Annotated in this window: 15 protein-coding genes and 1 pseudogene; 9 read left to right on the forward strand and 7 right to left on the reverse strand. The window is 63.0% G+C overall.

What is annotated here, in order from left to right; translation table 11 throughout:
* Positions 1-54: 54 nt before the first annotated feature.
* Both NKH59_RS09950 and NKH59_RS09955 read right to left on the reverse strand, forming a co-directional pair.
* Complete coding sequence (locus NKH59_RS09950) at positions 55-1476, reverse strand: glutamine synthetase family protein (protein ID WP_353021660.1); 1422 nt, start codon at positions 1474-1476, stop codon at positions 55-57.
* Between the two features lie 14 nt (positions 1477-1490).
* Positions 1491-2873 (reverse strand): aspartate aminotransferase family protein, encoded by a 1383-nt coding sequence (locus NKH59_RS09955; protein WP_353021661.1) that lies wholly within the window; start codon positions 2871-2873, stop codon positions 1491-1493.
* Positions 2874-2977: 104 nt separating this feature from the next.
* Between NKH59_RS09955 and NKH59_RS09960 the strand changes: the two genes are divergently transcribed.
* Positions 2978-3487 (forward strand): hypothetical protein, encoded by a 510-nt coding sequence (locus NKH59_RS09960; RefSeq protein ID WP_352872303.1) that lies wholly within the window; start codon positions 2978-2980, stop codon positions 3485-3487.
* A gap of 8 nt (positions 3488-3495) precedes the next feature.
* Here NKH59_RS09960 and NKH59_RS09965 read toward each other — a convergent pair whose 3' ends face one another.
* Positions 3496-4470 (reverse strand): WD40 repeat domain-containing protein, encoded by a 975-nt coding sequence (locus NKH59_RS09965; protein ID WP_352540368.1) that lies wholly within the window; start codon positions 4468-4470, stop codon positions 3496-3498.
* Positions 4471-4614: 144 nt separating this feature from the next.
* Positions 4615-5688: a CobW family GTP-binding protein gene (locus NKH59_RS09970; protein WP_352818669.1), complete on the reverse strand. Its 1074-nt coding sequence runs from the start codon at positions 5686-5688 to the stop codon at positions 4615-4617.
* 197 nt (positions 5689-5885) lie between these two features.
* Between NKH59_RS09970 and NKH59_RS09975 the strand changes: the two genes are divergently transcribed.
* A complete protein-coding gene (locus tag NKH59_RS09975) occupies positions 5886-6608 on the forward strand; it encodes an intradiol ring-cleavage dioxygenase (RefSeq protein WP_353021663.1) in 723 nt (240 codons plus the stop codon).
* A gap of 202 nt (positions 6609-6810) precedes the next feature.
* Positions 6811-7293 (forward strand): MarR family winged helix-turn-helix transcriptional regulator, encoded by a 483-nt coding sequence (locus NKH59_RS09980; RefSeq protein WP_254816029.1) that lies wholly within the window; start codon positions 6811-6813, stop codon positions 7291-7293.
* Position 7294: 1 nt separating this feature from the next.
* Here NKH59_RS09980 and NKH59_RS09985 read toward each other — a convergent pair whose 3' ends face one another.
* Entirely contained in the window at positions 7295-8164 is an 870-nt protein-coding gene (locus NKH59_RS09985) for an AraC family transcriptional regulator (protein ID WP_353021665.1), read from the reverse strand.
* A 52-nt stretch (positions 8165-8216) separates the two neighbouring features.
* Between NKH59_RS09985 and NKH59_RS09990 the strand changes: the two are divergent.
* The 5 genes and pseudogenes from NKH59_RS09990 to NKH59_RS10010 all read left to right on the forward strand — a co-directional run.
* Positions 8217-8609, forward strand: a pseudogene (locus NKH59_RS09990) (DUF2000 family protein); the annotation flags it as partial.
* A 210-nt stretch (positions 8610-8819) separates the two neighbouring features.
* Positions 8820-9704 carry a DMT family transporter gene (locus tag NKH59_RS09995; protein ID WP_353021749.1) on the forward strand — a complete coding sequence of 295 codons (885 nt, stop codon included), beginning with the start codon at positions 8820-8822 and terminating at the stop codon, positions 9702-9704.
* Between the two features lie 68 nt (positions 9705-9772).
* A complete protein-coding gene (locus NKH59_RS10000) occupies positions 9773-10795 on the forward strand; it encodes a LacI family DNA-binding transcriptional regulator (RefSeq protein ID WP_352540495.1) in 1023 nt (340 codons plus the stop codon).
* The gene (locus tag NKH59_RS10005) at positions 10792-11772 is read left to right on the forward strand and encodes a 2-hydroxyacid dehydrogenase (protein ID WP_353021667.1); all 981 of its coding nucleotides are present in this window, start codon (positions 10792-10794) and stop codon (positions 11770-11772) included. Before NKH59_RS10000 ends, NKH59_RS10005 begins: the two co-directional genes overlap by 4 nt.
* Positions 11773-11926: 154 nt before the next feature.
* Entirely contained in the window at positions 11927-12322 is a 396-nt protein-coding gene (locus NKH59_RS10010) for a hypothetical protein (RefSeq protein ID WP_353021670.1), read from the forward strand.
* Between the two features lie 14 nt (positions 12323-12336).
* Here NKH59_RS10010 and NKH59_RS10015 read toward each other — a convergent pair whose 3' ends face one another.
* Positions 12337-13110, reverse strand: coding sequence for a gamma-glutamyl-gamma-aminobutyrate hydrolase family protein (locus tag NKH59_RS10015; RefSeq protein WP_352469877.1), 774 nt, complete (start codon positions 13108-13110; stop codon positions 12337-12339).
* Between the two features lie 284 nt (positions 13111-13394).
* Here NKH59_RS10015 and NKH59_RS10020 point away from each other — a divergent pair, with 284 nt between their 5' ends.
* Positions 13395-14504 carry a TRAP transporter substrate-binding protein gene (locus NKH59_RS10020; RefSeq protein WP_352540376.1) on the forward strand — a complete coding sequence of 370 codons (1110 nt, stop codon included), beginning with the start codon at positions 13395-13397 and terminating at the stop codon, positions 14502-14504.
* A gap of 65 nt (positions 14505-14569) precedes the next feature.
* Here the strand turns inward: NKH59_RS10020 and NKH59_RS10025 are convergent, their stop codons facing one another.
* Positions 14570-15592 (reverse strand): zinc-dependent alcohol dehydrogenase family protein, encoded by a 1023-nt coding sequence (locus NKH59_RS10025; RefSeq protein WP_353021672.1) that lies wholly within the window; start codon positions 15590-15592, stop codon positions 14570-14572.
* Between the last annotated feature and the right edge of the window lie 14 nt (positions 15593-15606).

A 15606-nucleotide genomic window follows, 5' to 3' on the forward strand; every position in this document is an offset into this window, starting at 1 on the left:
GTTGAAATTATTCCGCATGGGCCTTCACCGGCGGATGGCTGACGATGTGATGCCCTACACCTCGTGCAGATAGAGGTGATAATCCAGTTCGCTGACCGTGCGCGCCACCCGCAGATATTCCGACTGCTTGATCGCCACGAACGTCCGGTGCAGGTCTTCGCCTAATGCGCCCTTGAGGAAGGTCGACGCCCTTGCCGCCTCGATCGCGGCACGCCAGTCCACCGGCATCGTCGTGCGCGTGACGGCCGATTCGTAGCCATTGCCGGTGGTTTCGGGACCGGGATCGAGGCCTTCGTCGAGGCCCTTGACGACACCGGCCAGCACCGTTGCTGCCACTAGGTAAGGATTCGCGTCGACGCCCGATGGCCGGTGCTCGATGCGGCGGTTCTTGGCATCGCCGGCCGGCACACGCAGTGCCACCGAACGGTTGTTGACGCCCCAGGTCGGCGCCACCGGCGCATAGGATTGCGAGACGAAGCGCCGCCATGAATTGGCATGCGGCGCGAAGACCAGCATCGATTCCGCCATCGTCTGGATCAGTCCGCCGAGGCCGCGCAGCAGCGGCAGCGACCAGCTTTCGCCGCCGGTTTCGGCAAAGACATTCTTGCCGGCATCGTCCAGCAGCGAGACATGAAAATGCATGCCCGAGCCGGCATATTTCTCGATCGGCTTGGCCATGAAGCAAGCGGTGACACCATGACGGCGCGCCTGCGCCCGCACGAGTCGCTTGAGCATCACGAGATCGTCGGCCGCCCGCATCACATCCTTGCGGTAGTTGAGCGTCAGCTCGTACTGGCCGGGCGCATATTCCGAGATGACCGTCTCGGCCGGGATGCCTTGCACCTTGGCTGCGGCGTAGATGTCGGAAAACAGCGGCTCCATGCCGTGCAGATGGTCGACGGAATAGACCTCAGTCTTGGCCGAGCGGCGTCCGTCAAGCACCGCGTGCGCCGGCTGCACCTTGCCTTCGGCGTCGCGCTCGTTGGCGAGCAGGAAGAATTCGAGCTCGAAGGCGCCGGCCGGATGCAGGCCCTGGGCCGCGAGGATGTCTACCTGGCGGGCGAGTGCCAGCCGCGGGTCGGACGACATCGGCTGGCCATCGAGATGGTACATCGCCATCAGCACCTGACCGCGCGGCGGCTGGGTGCCGAACAGCGGCACCAGTGTGCCGGGGATCGGCCACGCCCGCAGGTCGCCGTCGCCCGTCGTCCAGATCAGCCCGGTCTCGTGAACATCCTCGCCGGTGATGTCGAGGCCGAGGATCGAGATCGGCATGTGCCGGCCCCCCTCGAAGATGCTCATCAACTCATGCCGGCGCACGATCTTGCCGCGCCCGACGCCATTGGCGTCGGTCAGCACGATGTCGAACGCTTCGATCTCGGGATGAGCGTCGAGAAAGGCCTGCGCCTCGGCGGGCGTCGAGCCCGAAGGGGATGCCGTGACCAGGTTCAAACTTTGCTTGGGCGCTTGTTTCATGCCGCAAGCTTGTCTCACGCCGTAAGCTTTGCCGCAACCGCGCCGAAGGCAGTGATCAGCCGGTTCACCTGGGCGGCGCTGGTCGCAGGAGAGATCAGCATCATGTTGTGGAAGGGTGCGATCAGCACGCCGCGATTGACCAGCGCGACATGGATTGCCGCCTCGAGCTCCGGCACGTGCGCAGCTTCCGCATCGCCGCCGTTCCTCAGCGGGCCCGGCGCGCAGATGAACTCGACACGGGCACCGACGCGAGCAACATGCCAGGGCAGACGATAGCGATCGATGACGGCGGTCAGCCCGGCGTCGAGCCGCCGCGCCAGATGGTCCATATGGCTGTAGTTCTCGTCGGTCATGACGTATTCGAGCGTGGCGCGCATCGCTGCGAATTGCAGCGGATTGGCCGACAGCGTTGTCCCCATGCCGGAGTAGCCGGGCTCTTTCCGGCTGATATAAGCGGCATAGCGGGCCGCAACGTCTTCGCTCATGCCCCAGACGCTCGCCGGTACGCCGCCGGCAATCGGCTTGCCCAGCACGAACAGGTCCGGCTCCAGCCCGTATTTGCTTGTATAGCCGCCGGGACCGGTCGAGATTGTATGCGTCTCGTCGATTAGAAGCAGCGTGCCGGTCGCACGGGTGAGACGCCGCAAGCCATCATGAAAGCCGGCTTCGGGCAGCACCATGCAGGAATTGGTCAGCACCGGCTCGGCGATGACGCAGGCGACATCGTTGCCCCGGAGTGCTGCGTCGAGCGCCGGCAGATCGTTGAACTCGACGACATCAGTCGCCCGCGTCAGGTCGCGGAACTCGCCGGCCAATCCCGGTCGATTCACCGCTTTCCCGGCGACCAGCCGCACCATCGTCTCGTCGACCGAGCCATGATAGCAGCCGTTGAAGACCAGTATCTTCTCCCGGCCGGTAACGGCGCGGGCAACCCGCAGCGCGAAGCGGTTGGCATCGGTCGCCGTCGTCGCGATCTGCCAGAACGGCAAGCCGAAACGCTGCTGCAGCAGCGGCCCGATGGCGAGCGCGTTCTCGGCAGGCAGCATGTAGGTCAGGCCGCGTCCGGCCTGCCTGCGAATGGCGCGTGCGACCGGCGGCGGCGAATGACCGAACATCGAACCGGTGTCGCCAAGGCAGAAATCGTCGAGCCGGTTGCCGTCGATATCTCTGATGATGGCGCCCCTGGCACTATCGACAAGGATCGGGAACGGCGTCCGCCAGTCGTTCATCCAATGCATCGGCACGCCGCCGAAGAAGCCGGGCAGGCCATTGCCGATTTTCGCCATCGATTTTGGCCGCGCCCGGCGAAAGACTTCTGCCTCGGTCGCGCGCAACTCGGCGATCCGGGCCGGGCCGATGCCGCCGATGGAAGTCTTTGCATGGTTCATGACGTTCATGGCGTCCCTCTCAGTCGCACTTTAGACAATCGGCATCCGCCACCGCAATTGGCCGGGCGGCTGCCCTGTGTTGGGTCAGCGGTCATTTAAATGGAAACAGGCGCTTGACCGCGAGCCGCCTTCGGGCGCCGAATGGTACTTCGGCCGGAGGGGACAAGATGGTGCGGGCGATCGTCTGCGCAGCAACGCTGCTGTCGTCGGTTGGTGCGGCTCTGGGGTCGGGCGGCATCTGGTGTTCCGCCGAGGATGCAGCCGTCAAATTTCAGGTCGGTGCCGGGGTCACCAGAGGCATGGGCGGGCCGACCTTCAATTTTAGCGGTGAGCTCGAGATTCTGGGCAGGCCGGCTGCCGACAGTCTGCGCAAGACGGTGTTCGAGGATCAGAACCTCACGCAATATTGGCTCGACAACAAGGAATTGCGGCTGCTCGTCTACCACGAACGGCAGGTCGAAAACGCCTACGGCTATGTCGAACTGGCGATCCTGACCAAGGCCAGCGACGAAGGCGTCTATGACGGTCGCTATTTGCTCTCAATCTATGATGTAACGGCCGATGCCGAAAAGGACGGCAAGCAGGCTGAATTGACCGGCAAAGTATCCTGCGGAGCCGAGTAAGTAACAGGCTACGCCGAAATATCGATGACGCCGCAATCGCCGGCGGCGCTGCCGAAGGCGACGCGGCGCTCTTCCTTGTCCCACATCATCGAGGTGACGGCGCCTTTGCCCGGCCGGCGCAACAGCACTTCCTTGGCGTCGGCGAAGCGCACCGCCATCACCATCCCGTCATCATAGCCGATAGCAACGACGTCCTGGCTCGGGTGACAGGCGACGGAGGTGACCATCGCATTGCCGCGCGTGCCGAGTTCCAGCGGCGCCTTGCCCATCGGCCCGTCTTTGCCGGAAAACGGCCAGACGATCGCCGCCGGCGCGCCGGAACTCGCCAGCCATTTGCCCTTGGCGCTCCACGACAGGCTTTTCACCTTGCCGGGGTAGCCGGACATGCGCATGTGCTTGCCGTCGGCGAGCTTCCAGCCATGCAGCGCGTTTTCCTGCATGGAGGTGACGACGAAGCCGCCGTCCGGCGAGAAGGTGATGCCGGTGTGGGCGCCGGCCCACTCGAGTTCGACCGGCTTGCCGTCGGCGGCCGGGAAATGCAGCGTCGCGCCATTATAGCGGGCAACGCCGAAGCGCATGCCCTTGGGCGAGAAGGCAAGCCCCTCGACTGAGCGCGGATGCGAGAATTCCCTCGTTTTACCGTCGGCAAAGCGCACATAGGCAATCTTGCCCGAAGCATAGGCAACAGCGCCTTGCGGCCCGGCGGCGACGCTGGTTATCCATTTTTTGCCTGCGGTCGCCAATTCCGTTGTATTGCCGCCTGGGGTCACGGCAAAGATCCTGCCGTCCTCACCACCGGTGATCAGTCGGTCGTTTGCCGCATCATGGAAGGCGGCGAGCATTCCGTCATTGGCCTGCACCGTCTTGTGGCCGTGGTCGAGCCGATGGATTGTGCCGTCGGCCAGCGCAAAATGCGGCACGTCGCCGAGAAACACGGCGGCGAGGCAGTGGCCTTCGAGATCGAGCGGGGCGACTGTCGGCATGAGAGATCATTCCGTTCGAGATTTCTGCTGCCTCACCCTTAAGGGGTTGAGCTGCGGGTCTCAACCCGTGCTTCGGATCGTGGTGAGGAGAGACCGCCAGCGTTTAGGCTGCACTTCTCCCAGAAGGAAGAAAGGGCAGCTAAATCAAGCGGCCTGGCAGGCCTCGAAGCTTGTCTTCAGTCGCTCGGCGTCGAGTTCGCGGCCGATGAACACCAGCCGGCTCTCGTGCTTCTCGTTGTCCTTCCAGGCGCGCTGGTGGTCGCCCTCGATGATCATGTGCACACCCTGGATGACATAGCGCTCGTCATCGCCTTTCAGCGCAATGATCCCTTTCAGCCGCAGGATGTTCGGGCCTTCCATTTGGGTGACCTTCTCGATCCACGGGAAGAACTTTTTCGGGTCCATCTCGCCGCCGCGCAGCGACACCGACTGCACAGTCACGTCATGGATGTCGGAAGGGTGCGCATGATGATGCCCGTCATGATCGTGGTGATCATGGCCGTCGTGATCATGGTGATGGTGGTCATGATCATGATCATGATCATGATGGTCGTGATCGTCATGCGCCTCGAGGAAGTGCGGATCGTTCTCCAGCGCCCGGGACAGGTCGAACGCACCGCGATCGAGCACCTCGGACAGCGCCACGCTGGCGCGCGTGGTGCGATGGATTCGTGCCGCCGGGTTGATGGCGCGGATCGTCGCCTCCACCTTGCTCAGCTCTTCGGGGGTGACCAGATCGGTCTTGTTGAGCACGACGACATCGGCAAAGGCGATCTGGTCCTCGGCCTCGCGGGAATCCTTGAGGCGCAGCGGCAAGTGCTTGGCGTCGACCAGCGCCACCACCGCATCGAGCCTGGTCTTCGAACGCACGTCGTCGTCCATGAAGAAGGTCTGCGCCACCGGCACGGGATCGGCGAGGCCTGTGGTCTCGACGAGGATGGCGTCGAAGCGGCCAGGCCTGCGCATCAGGCCTTCGACGACGCGGATCAGGTCGCCGCGCACGGTGCAGCAGACGCAGCCATTGTTCATCTCGTAGATTTCCTCGTCGGATTCCACGATCAGCTCGTTGTCGATGCCGATCTCGCCGAATTCATTGACGATGACGGCGTAGCGCTTGCCATGGTTTTCCGAAAGGATGCGGTTGAGCAGTGTCGTCTTGCCGGCGCCGAGATAGCCGGTGAGGACGGTTACGGGGATCTGCGTCTGTGCGTCGCTCATATTGTGCCTCGAATAGGGATTGTCGGCTCCATATAGGATGTGTGCTCGGCTTTTGCACGAGGCAAACCGGTGGGCCAAAGAGGGGCTGGTATTGCCGAACTTTCCTCACATTACCGAACTTTCATTGGCGCCGCCTGACAGCGGGCCCTAGATAGGCGGGGTCATTTACGGAGCTGTTCGCGTTGAAGAGGCGCCAGATGTCCGACAAGTCCTTGCCACTAAGCCGTCGGCAGGCGCTCGGTCTCGTTGCGGTTACCGCTGGCGGCATATTCCTGCCCGCCGGTGCAAGGGCCGGGCAGGTTTCGCCCTATGCCGGGCTTGCTTTGTTCGAGGCCGGTGCCGGCGTCTGCGCCATCACGCCCGAGGTCACCGAAGGGCCGTTCTATTTCGACCCGAAGCTCGAACGCGCCGACATCACCGAGGGCAAGAAGGGCACCGCCCTCAATGTGCGGCTGCAAATCGTCGACGCCGCCTGCCGCCCGCTTCCCGGCGCACGCGTCGATATCTGGCATTGCGATGCCCAGGGCGCCTATTCCGGATATCCCGGACAGGGCGACGGGCAGGATATCGACACGTCCGGCCAGAGCTTTCTCCGCGGCTGGCAGAGAACCGATGAAAGCGGCATCGCTTCTTTCGCCACCATCTATCCCGGCTGGTATCGTGGCCGCACCACCCACATCCATTTCAAGATCTTCCCCGACGACCGCTCGGTGATGACCGGCCAGATGTTCTTCCCCGACAGCCTCAGCGAGCAGATATTCGCCACCGTCGCGCCCTATAAAGATCGCCCCGGCAAACGCGATACATCGAACGCGCGGGACGGCATTGCGCGGCAGGCCGGGCCGCTGTCGCAGGCAGCGCTGCGGGAAATGGCGGACGCCTATCAGGCGTTGATGGTGGTCGCGGTGAAACCTGGTTGAGAACACCTCGTCACGTCCCCATCCAGCCATTGTGGAAAGTCGTTTGTCATCTAACTGAAATAAACATCTGGCATTAGCCACGGCGAACACCGCGAAGCTTGCCGGCAAAGCTATTTTCCGAGCCGGAATGTTTCGATCGTCATTGCCAATCGGCGGCCTGCTTCTATGCTGGCCGTTCCGGTTCGGCCGAGGAGGGATGAGCATGGCCAAGGCGGACAAGACTGCAACAATGAGCCGGCTGCATTCGGCGGCGCGGCTGGCGCGCACGGCGCTCGCCGCCCGGCTTCTGGCGCATGGTTTCTATGCCGGCCAGGACCAGATCATGCTGGCGCTCGACCGCGAGGATGGGCAGACGCCCGGCAACCTTGCCGGCCGCCTCGGCGTGCGGCCGCCAACCATCACCAAGACCATCAACCGGCTGCAGGCGCAGGGCTTTCTGGAGAAGCGGGCCTCGTCCGCCGATGCCCGCCAGGCGCATATTTTCCTCACCGACACCGGCCGCGAAATCATCCACGCCATCGAGAAGTCGGTGAAGAAGACCGAAAAGCAGGCATTGAAGGGTCTCGACAAGAAGGACCAGAAAGCGCTGTTCAAGCTGCTTGCCCGCGTCGAGGCGAACCTGTCGAACGGCGAAATGGTGCTCCCGGATGACGAACTGGATATCGAAGACAAGATGCTTGAATAGCTCACGCGTTCGCCGCTGACGGCCGCCGCGTCAGTGCCGACCAACGTCCCGGTGTGACACCGAACGCCTTCTTGAAATGCCGATTGAAATGGCTTTGATCACTGAAGCCGGCTGCGATGGCGATTTGCGCCAGCGGCTCGTCGGCTTCGATCATCCGACGGGCCCGCTGAAGCCGGCGCATCACCAGGAACCGGTGCGGGCTGGTGGAGAAGGTGGCGCGGAAATGCCGCGAAAGGGCATAACGGTCCAATCCGGTTATCGCCTCCAATTCATCCGAACGTACAATCCGCGCGACATTTTCCTCCAGATAGTCGCGCGCCAGGCTGGCGGCGCGCCACGCCGTTTTCGCTACCGGTTTCGCCGGCTGACCGGCGTGCCGGGCCAGGCTTTGCATAAGCTGCGTCATGAAATCGACGACAAACAGCTCGTCCAGTTCCTGATTCAACGGCCCGAGCGCGGAAAGCAGCGTCGCCCGGAGATCGCGATCTGTACCACGGCATTCCCGACGAATGGCAGTGATCCGCCGCCGAGACAATCGAGCATCAGGGACGGCTCCAAATAGCATTCTGTATCGCAAGCCGTCTTCGGTGCCGGCACCGCCATCGTGCAGTTCGTCGGGATGAAGGATAATGATCTGGCCGGGCAGGCTCTGATGCGTTTGGCCGCGATAGCGGAAGCGCTGCACGCCATAAAGCGTCACCCCGATCGCATAGGTGTCGTGGCGATGGAGATCGAAGGCATTGCCGTGGAACCGGGCCTCGATGCGTTCCATCCCGGCAGCACCGGGTGCCGGTACGATGCAGTTCTCGGCTGCATCCACGCACAAACGTCCAAGACCCTGAAAGGCTTCCCGGTCTAGATCGTGCGCCATAACTTCACTCGCAGCCTCGGATTGGCCCCCTTTTCGGATTGGAAACTGTCGCATGTTCGATACGAAATTTGCAATCGTCCTCAAGGATGATCTTCCCGTCTGGCAAAAGCTCAATGTCACCGCCTTTCTGACCAGCGGCATCGTCGCGCAATTTCCCGACATTATCGGCGACCCCTACCGTGATCGCGCCGGCAATATCTACAACCCGCTGTCGATCCAGCCGGTCATCGTGCTTTCGGCGGACGGCCAGACGCTCGTCGCGATCCAGAGGCGGGCGCTGGAGCGTGGTGTGACGGTTTCGCTCTATGTCGAGGAAATGTTTTCGACCGGGTATGATCTGGCCAACCGCGCCGTCTTTGCCGAATTTGCGCCGGAGGATGCCAAGGTGGTCGGCATCGCGCTTCGCGCCGAAAAGAAGCTCGTCGACAAGATCACCAAGGGCGCCCATGCACGCCTGAGTCGTCGGCCACTAGGTCGGCCACTGGGAAACAAACTGAGCCTGTCGGCGGCTGTCGTTGTGCCAGCCTGTTTTGGCTTGCCCGCAGGCGACAATTACCGCATTGGTGAGGGACCGCCTTGCTTCCCGTCCGGCCTGAAATTGAATGCTCCCCCAAGACATGACGAAAGCGCGACATCGCCAGCGGCGATCGTGTGCATGCTTTCCGTCTATGTGTTTTTCACCTTCCTCGACACCAGCAGCAAGTACCTTGTGCTGGCCGGCGTCTCGGCGCTGATCGTCGCCTGGACCCGCTTCGCGGTCCATGTGCTGATCGTCGGCGTCTTTCTGCGCGGATGGCGCGAGCCGCTGCGCTTTCGTCCCGCCAACCTGCCGGCGCACATCACGCGCGGTCTGCTCCTGTTCGGATCGACGATGTTCAACATTCTGGCGCTGCGGACGCTGCAACTGGCGGAAACCACCTCGATCTACTTCTTCGGCCCGATGGTGATCACCGCGCTTGCCGGTCCGTTGCTCGGCGAATGGGCTGGCTGGCGGCGCTGGCTGGCCATCATGAGCGGCTTTGTCGGCGTCCTCATCATCACCCGGCCGGGCGTCGGCGTTTTTGGCGTCGGCCATCTCTTTGCGCTCGGCTCGATGCTATCGAACAGTTTCTACGTCATCATGACGCGCCGCATGTCGGCGACGGAAACCTCGGAAAGCCTGATCCTGTTTTCGGCGCTGGCGCCGGCCGTGCTGCTGCTGCCGACACTGCCGTTTTCGCCTTCGCTGCCGCAGGATGGCTGGCACTGGTTCATATTGCTGATGCTTGGCGTCTTCGGCGCCATCGGTCATTGGCTTCTTGTGCAGGCCTATCGCCTTGCCACCACCACGGCCCTGGCTCCCTATCCCTATTCGCAGATGATCTGGATGATCATCTCCGGCCTGATCGTCTTCAACCAGTTTCCCGATCGCTGGACGCTGGTCGGTGCCACAGTCATCGTCGCCAGCGGCCTCTACATCGTTCACCGCGAGCACCGGCTCCGCTTGCGCAACCGCGCAACGCTGGGCGCGGAGGCGGAAGCGCTGGCAAAAAAACTTTGATTTGCTCGGAATCGATGGCATAAGAGCCGGCCTTTAAACAGTTTAAATTGCTTCGGGAGCGCAGGGCGCTGGCACAGAAGATCAAGCTTTCGACCATCGCGGATGCGCTCGGCGTGTCCACGGCCACGGTCTCGCTGGCCTTGCGCGACAGCCCGCTGGTCGCCGGCGGCACCCGCGATCGCATCAAGGAACATGCACGCGCCATCGGCTATATCTACAACCGCCGCGCCGCCAGCCTGCGCACCTCGCGATCGGGCATAGTCGGCGTCGTCGTCCACGACATCATGAACCCGTTCTTTGCCGAGATATTGCGTTCGATAGAGAGCGAGCTCGACCGCAGCCGGCAAACCTTCATCCTGTCGAACCACTACGACCAGCTCGAGAAACAACGCACTTTCATCGACACGCTTCTGCAGCTTGGCGCTGACGGGGTCATCATGTCGCCGGCCATCGGCACGCCGCCCGAAGACATAATCTTGGCCGAGGAGAACGGTCTCCCGGCAGTGCTGATTGCACGCACCGTCGAAGGTGCCGACGTGCCGGTGTTTCGCGGCGACGACGCCTATGGCACCGGGCTTGCCACCAACCATCTGATCTCGCTTGGCCACAAGCGCATCGCCATGATCGGCGGTACCGACCAGACGTCGACCGGCCGCGACCGCTATCAGGGATATGTCAACGCCATGGAGGCGGCAGGGCTTGAGGTCAGGCCGTCCTGGCGCATCCCCGGCCCGCGCACCAAGCAGGCCGGCTTCGAGGCGGCCGGGCAGTTCCTGGCGCTGAAGGACAGGCCGACCGCGGCCTGCTGCTGGAACGACCTCGTCGCCATCGGCCTGATGAATGGCATTGCCCGCGCCGGGCTGGTGCCGGGCATCGACATCTCGGTTACCGGCTACGACGACCTCGAGGAAGCGGCGATCGCCACGCCGGCGCTGACTACCGTGTGGAACGGCCAGCGCGAGGTTGGCCGCCGCGCCGCCAGCGCGCTGCTCGACAAACTCAACGGACAGACGGTGCGGCCGTCGCAGGAACTGATCAAGCCGGAACTGCATGTGCGCCAGTCGACCGGCAAACCGGTGGAACGTGCATGACAAAAACCGAACAGCAACATGTTACCATTCTGGTGCCGGGCCAGTTCAACGACCATGCGGTCGGCCGCATCGACGGGGCGTTCAGCCGCGTCCGGATCGAACGCGCCGATCCGTCGCTGGTCACCGACGAGATGCGTCATACGGTGCGCGGCATAGCCGCCTTTGGCGGCATAAGCGCCGCGTTGATGGACGCGCTGCCAAAGCTCGAGATTATCGCCAATTTCGGCGTCGGCTATGATTCGGTCGATATCCGCCACGCCGCACGGCGCGGCATCATTGTCACCAACACACCGGATGTGCTGACCGAAGAGGTCGCCGATACGGCGCTCGGCCTGTTGATCAATGCCGTCCGCGAACTGCCGCGCGCCGAGGCCTGGCTGCGCGACGGAAGCTGGCTGAGCAACGGCAACTATCCGCTGAGCCGGCTGACTTTGCGCGGTCGCCATGTCGGCATCTTCGGCATGGGCCGCATCGGCCTCGCCATTGCCCGGCGGCTCGATGCTTTCGGACTGCCCATCGCCTATCACAACCGGCGCCGCGTCGAAGGCCTGTCCTATGACTATCACCCGACGCTGAAAGGTCTCGCCGAGGCGGTCGACACACTGATCTCGGTGGCGCCCGGCGGGGCCTCGACGGAAAAGGCCGTCAATGCCGAAATCCTCTCGGCTCTGGGGCCGAACGGCGTCTTCGTCAATATCGGCCGGGGCAGCACGGTCGACGAACCAGCCCTTGCCGCCGCGCTTGCCAGCGGCAGCATCGCCGCTGCCGGGCTAGACGTCTTTGCCGACGAGCCGAATGTGCCAGCGGCGTTGCTTGCCGCGCCCAACACCTCGCTTTTGCCGCATGTCGGCTCGGCGTCCGAGCATACGCGCCGCGCCATGGCCGACCTTTGCGTCGACAATCTGGTCTCGTGGTTTTCGCAGCGCAAGGCGCTGACTCCGGTGCCGGAGACGGCAAATGTCAAGGCAAGGCCGTAAGCGGGCTGCCATATCTATTAACTTCAGCTTAACCCTTCGGAATCATTCTGGTCCCTTCGCAGTGTATGTCCGCCTGACAGGACATGACAGCAAGATGAAGCGCGCCTCCCTGATCTCTTCGAACCGGCGCGCTAGAAATGCGCGGAGAACCAGGATGAAGACGCTTCCTGCATTGATGGCAGTCGCTGTGCTGTTCGGCAGCGCCCAGCTGTTTTACGCCGGTAGCGGTGAAAGCCGTGCAGCCAGTGAGTCACCGCCTTCATCCGGCAACTACAGGCTGGTAGCCCATGGCGACGAGGGGTCTTGTGCGGTCAGCCGCGGCGCCGAGATTTCGCAAGGCCTGTCGCTGTTGACGGTCGCAGAAAATTGCCGCCGGGTGTTGCCCGGCGTCGAGCAGGCGAAGTTCTGGCGAGAGCAGGATGACGGCACGGTCACCTTCAGCGCCAACGGCAGCGATCCGATCGTCATGTTCTCAGTCGCCGACGGCGATGGTTACGAATCCTACGCGCCGGCGCTGCCGCTGCTGACGCTGGCGTCGGCCGGCAACTAGCGAGCGCGGCAGGACTATTCCGCGGCTGCGCGCGCACCCGATTTCGCCGCCTGATGCAGCCGCACCGCATCGCCGAATGCGCGAAATATCTTTACCGAGATACTGTCCGATTTGACCCAGTATTCGGGATGCCACTGGACGCCGACGGCGAAAGCCCGTGCATCGCGCACCGAAACCGCCTCGACAGTGCCGTCGGCGGCGACCGCTTCGACCTGCAGCTTTGGGCCAAGCCGGTCGATGGCCTGGCGATGCACCGAATTGACCATGATATCGCCGGCGCCGAAGACCCCGGCCAGGCAGCTGCCTGGTTTTATCGCCACGCTCTGGCGGATGGCGAAGCGTTCGTCCTGATTGTCGCTTGCCGGCGCACGATGATCGAGCGAACCGGCGCGTTCCTGGATTTCGGTGGCCAACGTGCCACCCAGCGCCACATTCATCTCCTGGATGCCGCGGCAGATGGCGAGCAATGGCACCCCGCGCTCCACCGCCCGGCGGATCAGCGGCAACGTCGTCGCGTCGCGGGCGGAGTCGTAAGGACCATTGGCTTCGCTGGCGTCACCGCCATAGAGCGAGGGATGAACGTTCGATTTGGAGCCGGTGACCATGACGCCGTCGACGGCGGAAAGCAGTTCGTCGAAGTCGAGCCGGTCGCCGAAGGACGGTACCAGCAGCGGGAACACGCCTGCACCCGAAAGCGCCGCTTCGAGATATTGCTGTGGCGCGGCATGCCAGGTGTAATTGTCGAACTGGCGGACATCGGTCGATACGGCGACGAGCGGCTGGTGCATTTGGTCCGGATCCCATCGGGTGCAACGAATTATCTGCCTGCAAAATAGGCGATCCGAAGGCGCATTTCCATGGCAAGTTTCGGCGTGTCGCGTAGGCCAGTTAATCGACCTTAGACTATAGTTGCAAGATCTGCCCCAACGCCGTGAATTTCCCCGAAATGCGCCACTCAAACCGGGCTGCCGTGCTGGACTCGACTCCTTGCCTGTGTATTGTCGGCTCGAAGCCGATCCGGGCGCCGAAGTGTCCCGAATGTCGGTCAGTGGATCCAAAAGGGAGGAACTTCATGGATCGTCGTTCGTTCATCCGCAAGGCCGGCACCACCGGTTTCGGCGCTGCGGCCGCTGCCGCGACACTTGCTGCGCCGGCCATCGCCCAGTCCAATCCGAAAGTGACCTGGCGACTGGCGTCGTCCTTCCCGAAGTCGCTCGATACGATCTATGGCGGCGCCGAAGTGTTTTCCAAGATGCTGTCGGAGGCGACCGACGGCAACTTCCAGGTCCAGGTCTTCGCCTCCGGCGAACTCGTTCCCGGCCTGCAGGCCGCCGATGCCACCACAGCCGGCACGGTCGAGGCCTGCCATACCGTGGCATACTATTACTGGGGCAAGGACCCGACGTGGGCGCTGGGAGCGGCGGTTCCGTTTTCGCTCAACGCGCGCGGCATCAACGCCTGGCACTATCATGGCGGCGGCATCGATCTGTTCAACGAGTTCCTGGCGACGCAAGGTCTGTTCGGGCTGCCGGGCGGCAATACCGGCGTGCAGATGGGTGGCTGGTTCCGCAAGGAGATCAAAACGGTCGCCGACCTTTCCGGCCTCAAGATGCGTATCGGTGGTTTTGCCGGCAAAGTGGTGCAAAGGCTCGGGGTGGTTCCGCAGCAGATCGCCGGTGGCGACATTTATCCGGCGTTGGAAAAGGGCACGATCGACGCCGCCGAATGGGTCGGCCCTTACGACGACGAGAAGCTCGGCTTCTATAAGGTTGCGCCCTATTACTACTATCCCGGCTGGTGGGAAGGTGGACCGACCGTCCATCTGATGTTCAACAAGGCGAAATACGACGAACTTTCGCCGGCTTACAAGTCGCTGGTGCATACTGCCGCTCAAGCGGCCGACGCCAACATGCTGCAGAAATACGACTATCTCAATCCGGCGGCGGTTAAGCGGCTGGTTGCCGGCGGTGCCAAGTTGAGCCCGTTCAGCCAGGAGATCATGGCCGCCTGTTTCGAAAAGGCCAACGAAGTCTATGCCGAGATGGAAGCCTCGAATGCGCCGTTCAAGAAGATCTGGGATTCGATCAAGGCGTTCCGCAAGGAGCATTATCTCTGGGCGCAGGTGGCCGAGTACAACTATGACACCTTCATGATGGTCCAGCAGCGCAATGCCAAGCTCTGATCCTGTTGCTTCGCGGCGCCAGTGTTCCTTTCGGAACACTGGCGCCGTAGCGCATTCATTTGCGATCAGTCGGGCACCACCACGACCTTGACCTCGCCTGGCGCCGGCGGGTTGGCAATGATCGCCACCGCCTCGTCGAGGCTGACCTGTCGTGATATCAGCCGATCTACTTCGATCGTCCCCAAGGCGATAAGATTGGCGGCCCGGCGATGGGTAAAGGGGTTGAGGAAGGAAGCCAGGACCTTCAACTCACGGAACAGCAGATCGAACGGTTCGAACGCCACTTTCATGCCTTGCGGCATCACGCCGACGACGACGACGGTGCCGCCCGCTTTGGCCAGCCGCATCGCCTGCTCAACAGTGTCTTTCACGCCGGCGCATTCGAACACCACGTCGACGCCGCCCGGCATCAAACCCGACCGGCCGACGATCGCATCGATGACATCGAAGGCGCTGGGATCGAGCGTCGCCGTTGCGCCAAATTGCTCGGCAAGAGCCCGCCGCGAGGCCTGACGGGTCGACAAGATAATGGTCGTCGCACCGGCGAGCTTTGCCAGTTGAACGGTGAGCAGGCCGATCACGCCGCCGCCGAGCACCGCGACCGACGAGCCTGGTTTGATCGCGGCAAGGTCCACGCCATGCAGGCAGCAGCCGAGCGGCTCGCAGAAAGCACCATGCGTAGGCTTCAGATCGCCTGGCAAGACGAAGGCCTGTTTCTGGGGCAGGACAAGATATTCGGCAAAGCCGCCATCGCGATGGATGCCGATGGCGCGTAGATTGCCGCAGAGATTGACCCGGCCGGCCTGACAATGCTCGCATCGGCCACAGGCAATGTTGGGATCGCCGGTGACGCGGTCGCCGACGGAAAAGCCGGATACGGCAGGTCCGACCGCCTCGACGATGCCGGAGAATTCATGCCCGAGCGTCACCGGCGGCGTGCACGGGAATTCACCATGGAAAAGATGCCTGTCGGTGCCGCAGACGCCGCACGCCTCGATGCGCACCAGCAGATCGTTCGGCCCGGCGGTCGGTTTCTCGACCTCGCACACGGCGAGGCTGCCCACTCGCTCCAACCGAACCGCCTTCATGGCTGCCGGGCCTT

This window comes from Mesorhizobium sp. M0998 (assembly GCF_040318885.1).
Classification (GTDB): domain Bacteria; phylum Pseudomonadota; class Alphaproteobacteria; order Rhizobiales; family Rhizobiaceae; genus Mesorhizobium.

Coding starts and splice junctions, on each gene's coding strand:
- NKH59_RS09950 (WP_353021660.1), bottom strand. CDS start 1,476: ATGAAACAAGCGCCCAAGCAAAGTTTGAACCTGGTCACGGCATCCCCT.
- NKH59_RS09955 (WP_353021661.1), bottom strand. CDS start 2,873: ATGAACGTCATGAACCATGCAAAGACTTCCATCGGCGGCATCGGCCCG.
- NKH59_RS09965 (WP_352540368.1), bottom strand. CDS start 4,470: ATGCCGACAGTCGCCCCGCTCGATCTCGAAGGCCACTGCCTCGCCGCC.
- NKH59_RS09970 (WP_352818669.1), bottom strand. CDS start 5,688: ATGAGCGACGCACAGACGCAGATCCCCGTAACCGTCCTCACCGGCTAT.
- NKH59_RS09975 (WP_353021663.1), top strand. CDS start 5,886: ATGTCCGACAAGTCCTTGCCACTAAGCCGTCGGCAGGCGCTCGGTCTC.
- NKH59_RS09980 (WP_254816029.1), top strand. CDS start 6,811: ATGGCCAAGGCGGACAAGACTGCAACAATGAGCCGGCTGCATTCGGCG.
- NKH59_RS09985 (WP_353021665.1), bottom strand. CDS start 8,164: ATGGCGCACGATCTAGACCGGGAAGCCTTTCAGGGTCTTGGACGTTTG.
- NKH59_RS09995 (WP_353021749.1), top strand. CDS start 8,820: ATGCTTTCCGTCTATGTGTTTTTCACCTTCCTCGACACCAGCAGCAAG.
- NKH59_RS10005 (WP_353021667.1), top strand. CDS start 10,792: ATGACAAAAACCGAACAGCAACATGTTACCATTCTGGTGCCGGGCCAG.
- NKH59_RS10010 (WP_353021670.1), top strand. CDS start 11,927: ATGAAGACGCTTCCTGCATTGATGGCAGTCGCTGTGCTGTTCGGCAGC.
- NKH59_RS10015 (WP_352469877.1), bottom strand. CDS start 13,110: ATGCACCAGCCGCTCGTCGCCGTATCGACCGATGTCCGCCAGTTCGAC.
- NKH59_RS10020 (WP_352540376.1), top strand. CDS start 13,395: ATGGATCGTCGTTCGTTCATCCGCAAGGCCGGCACCACCGGTTTCGGC.
- NKH59_RS10025 (WP_353021672.1), bottom strand. CDS start 15,592: ATGAAGGCGGTTCGGTTGGAGCGAGTGGGCAGCCTCGCCGTGTGCGAG.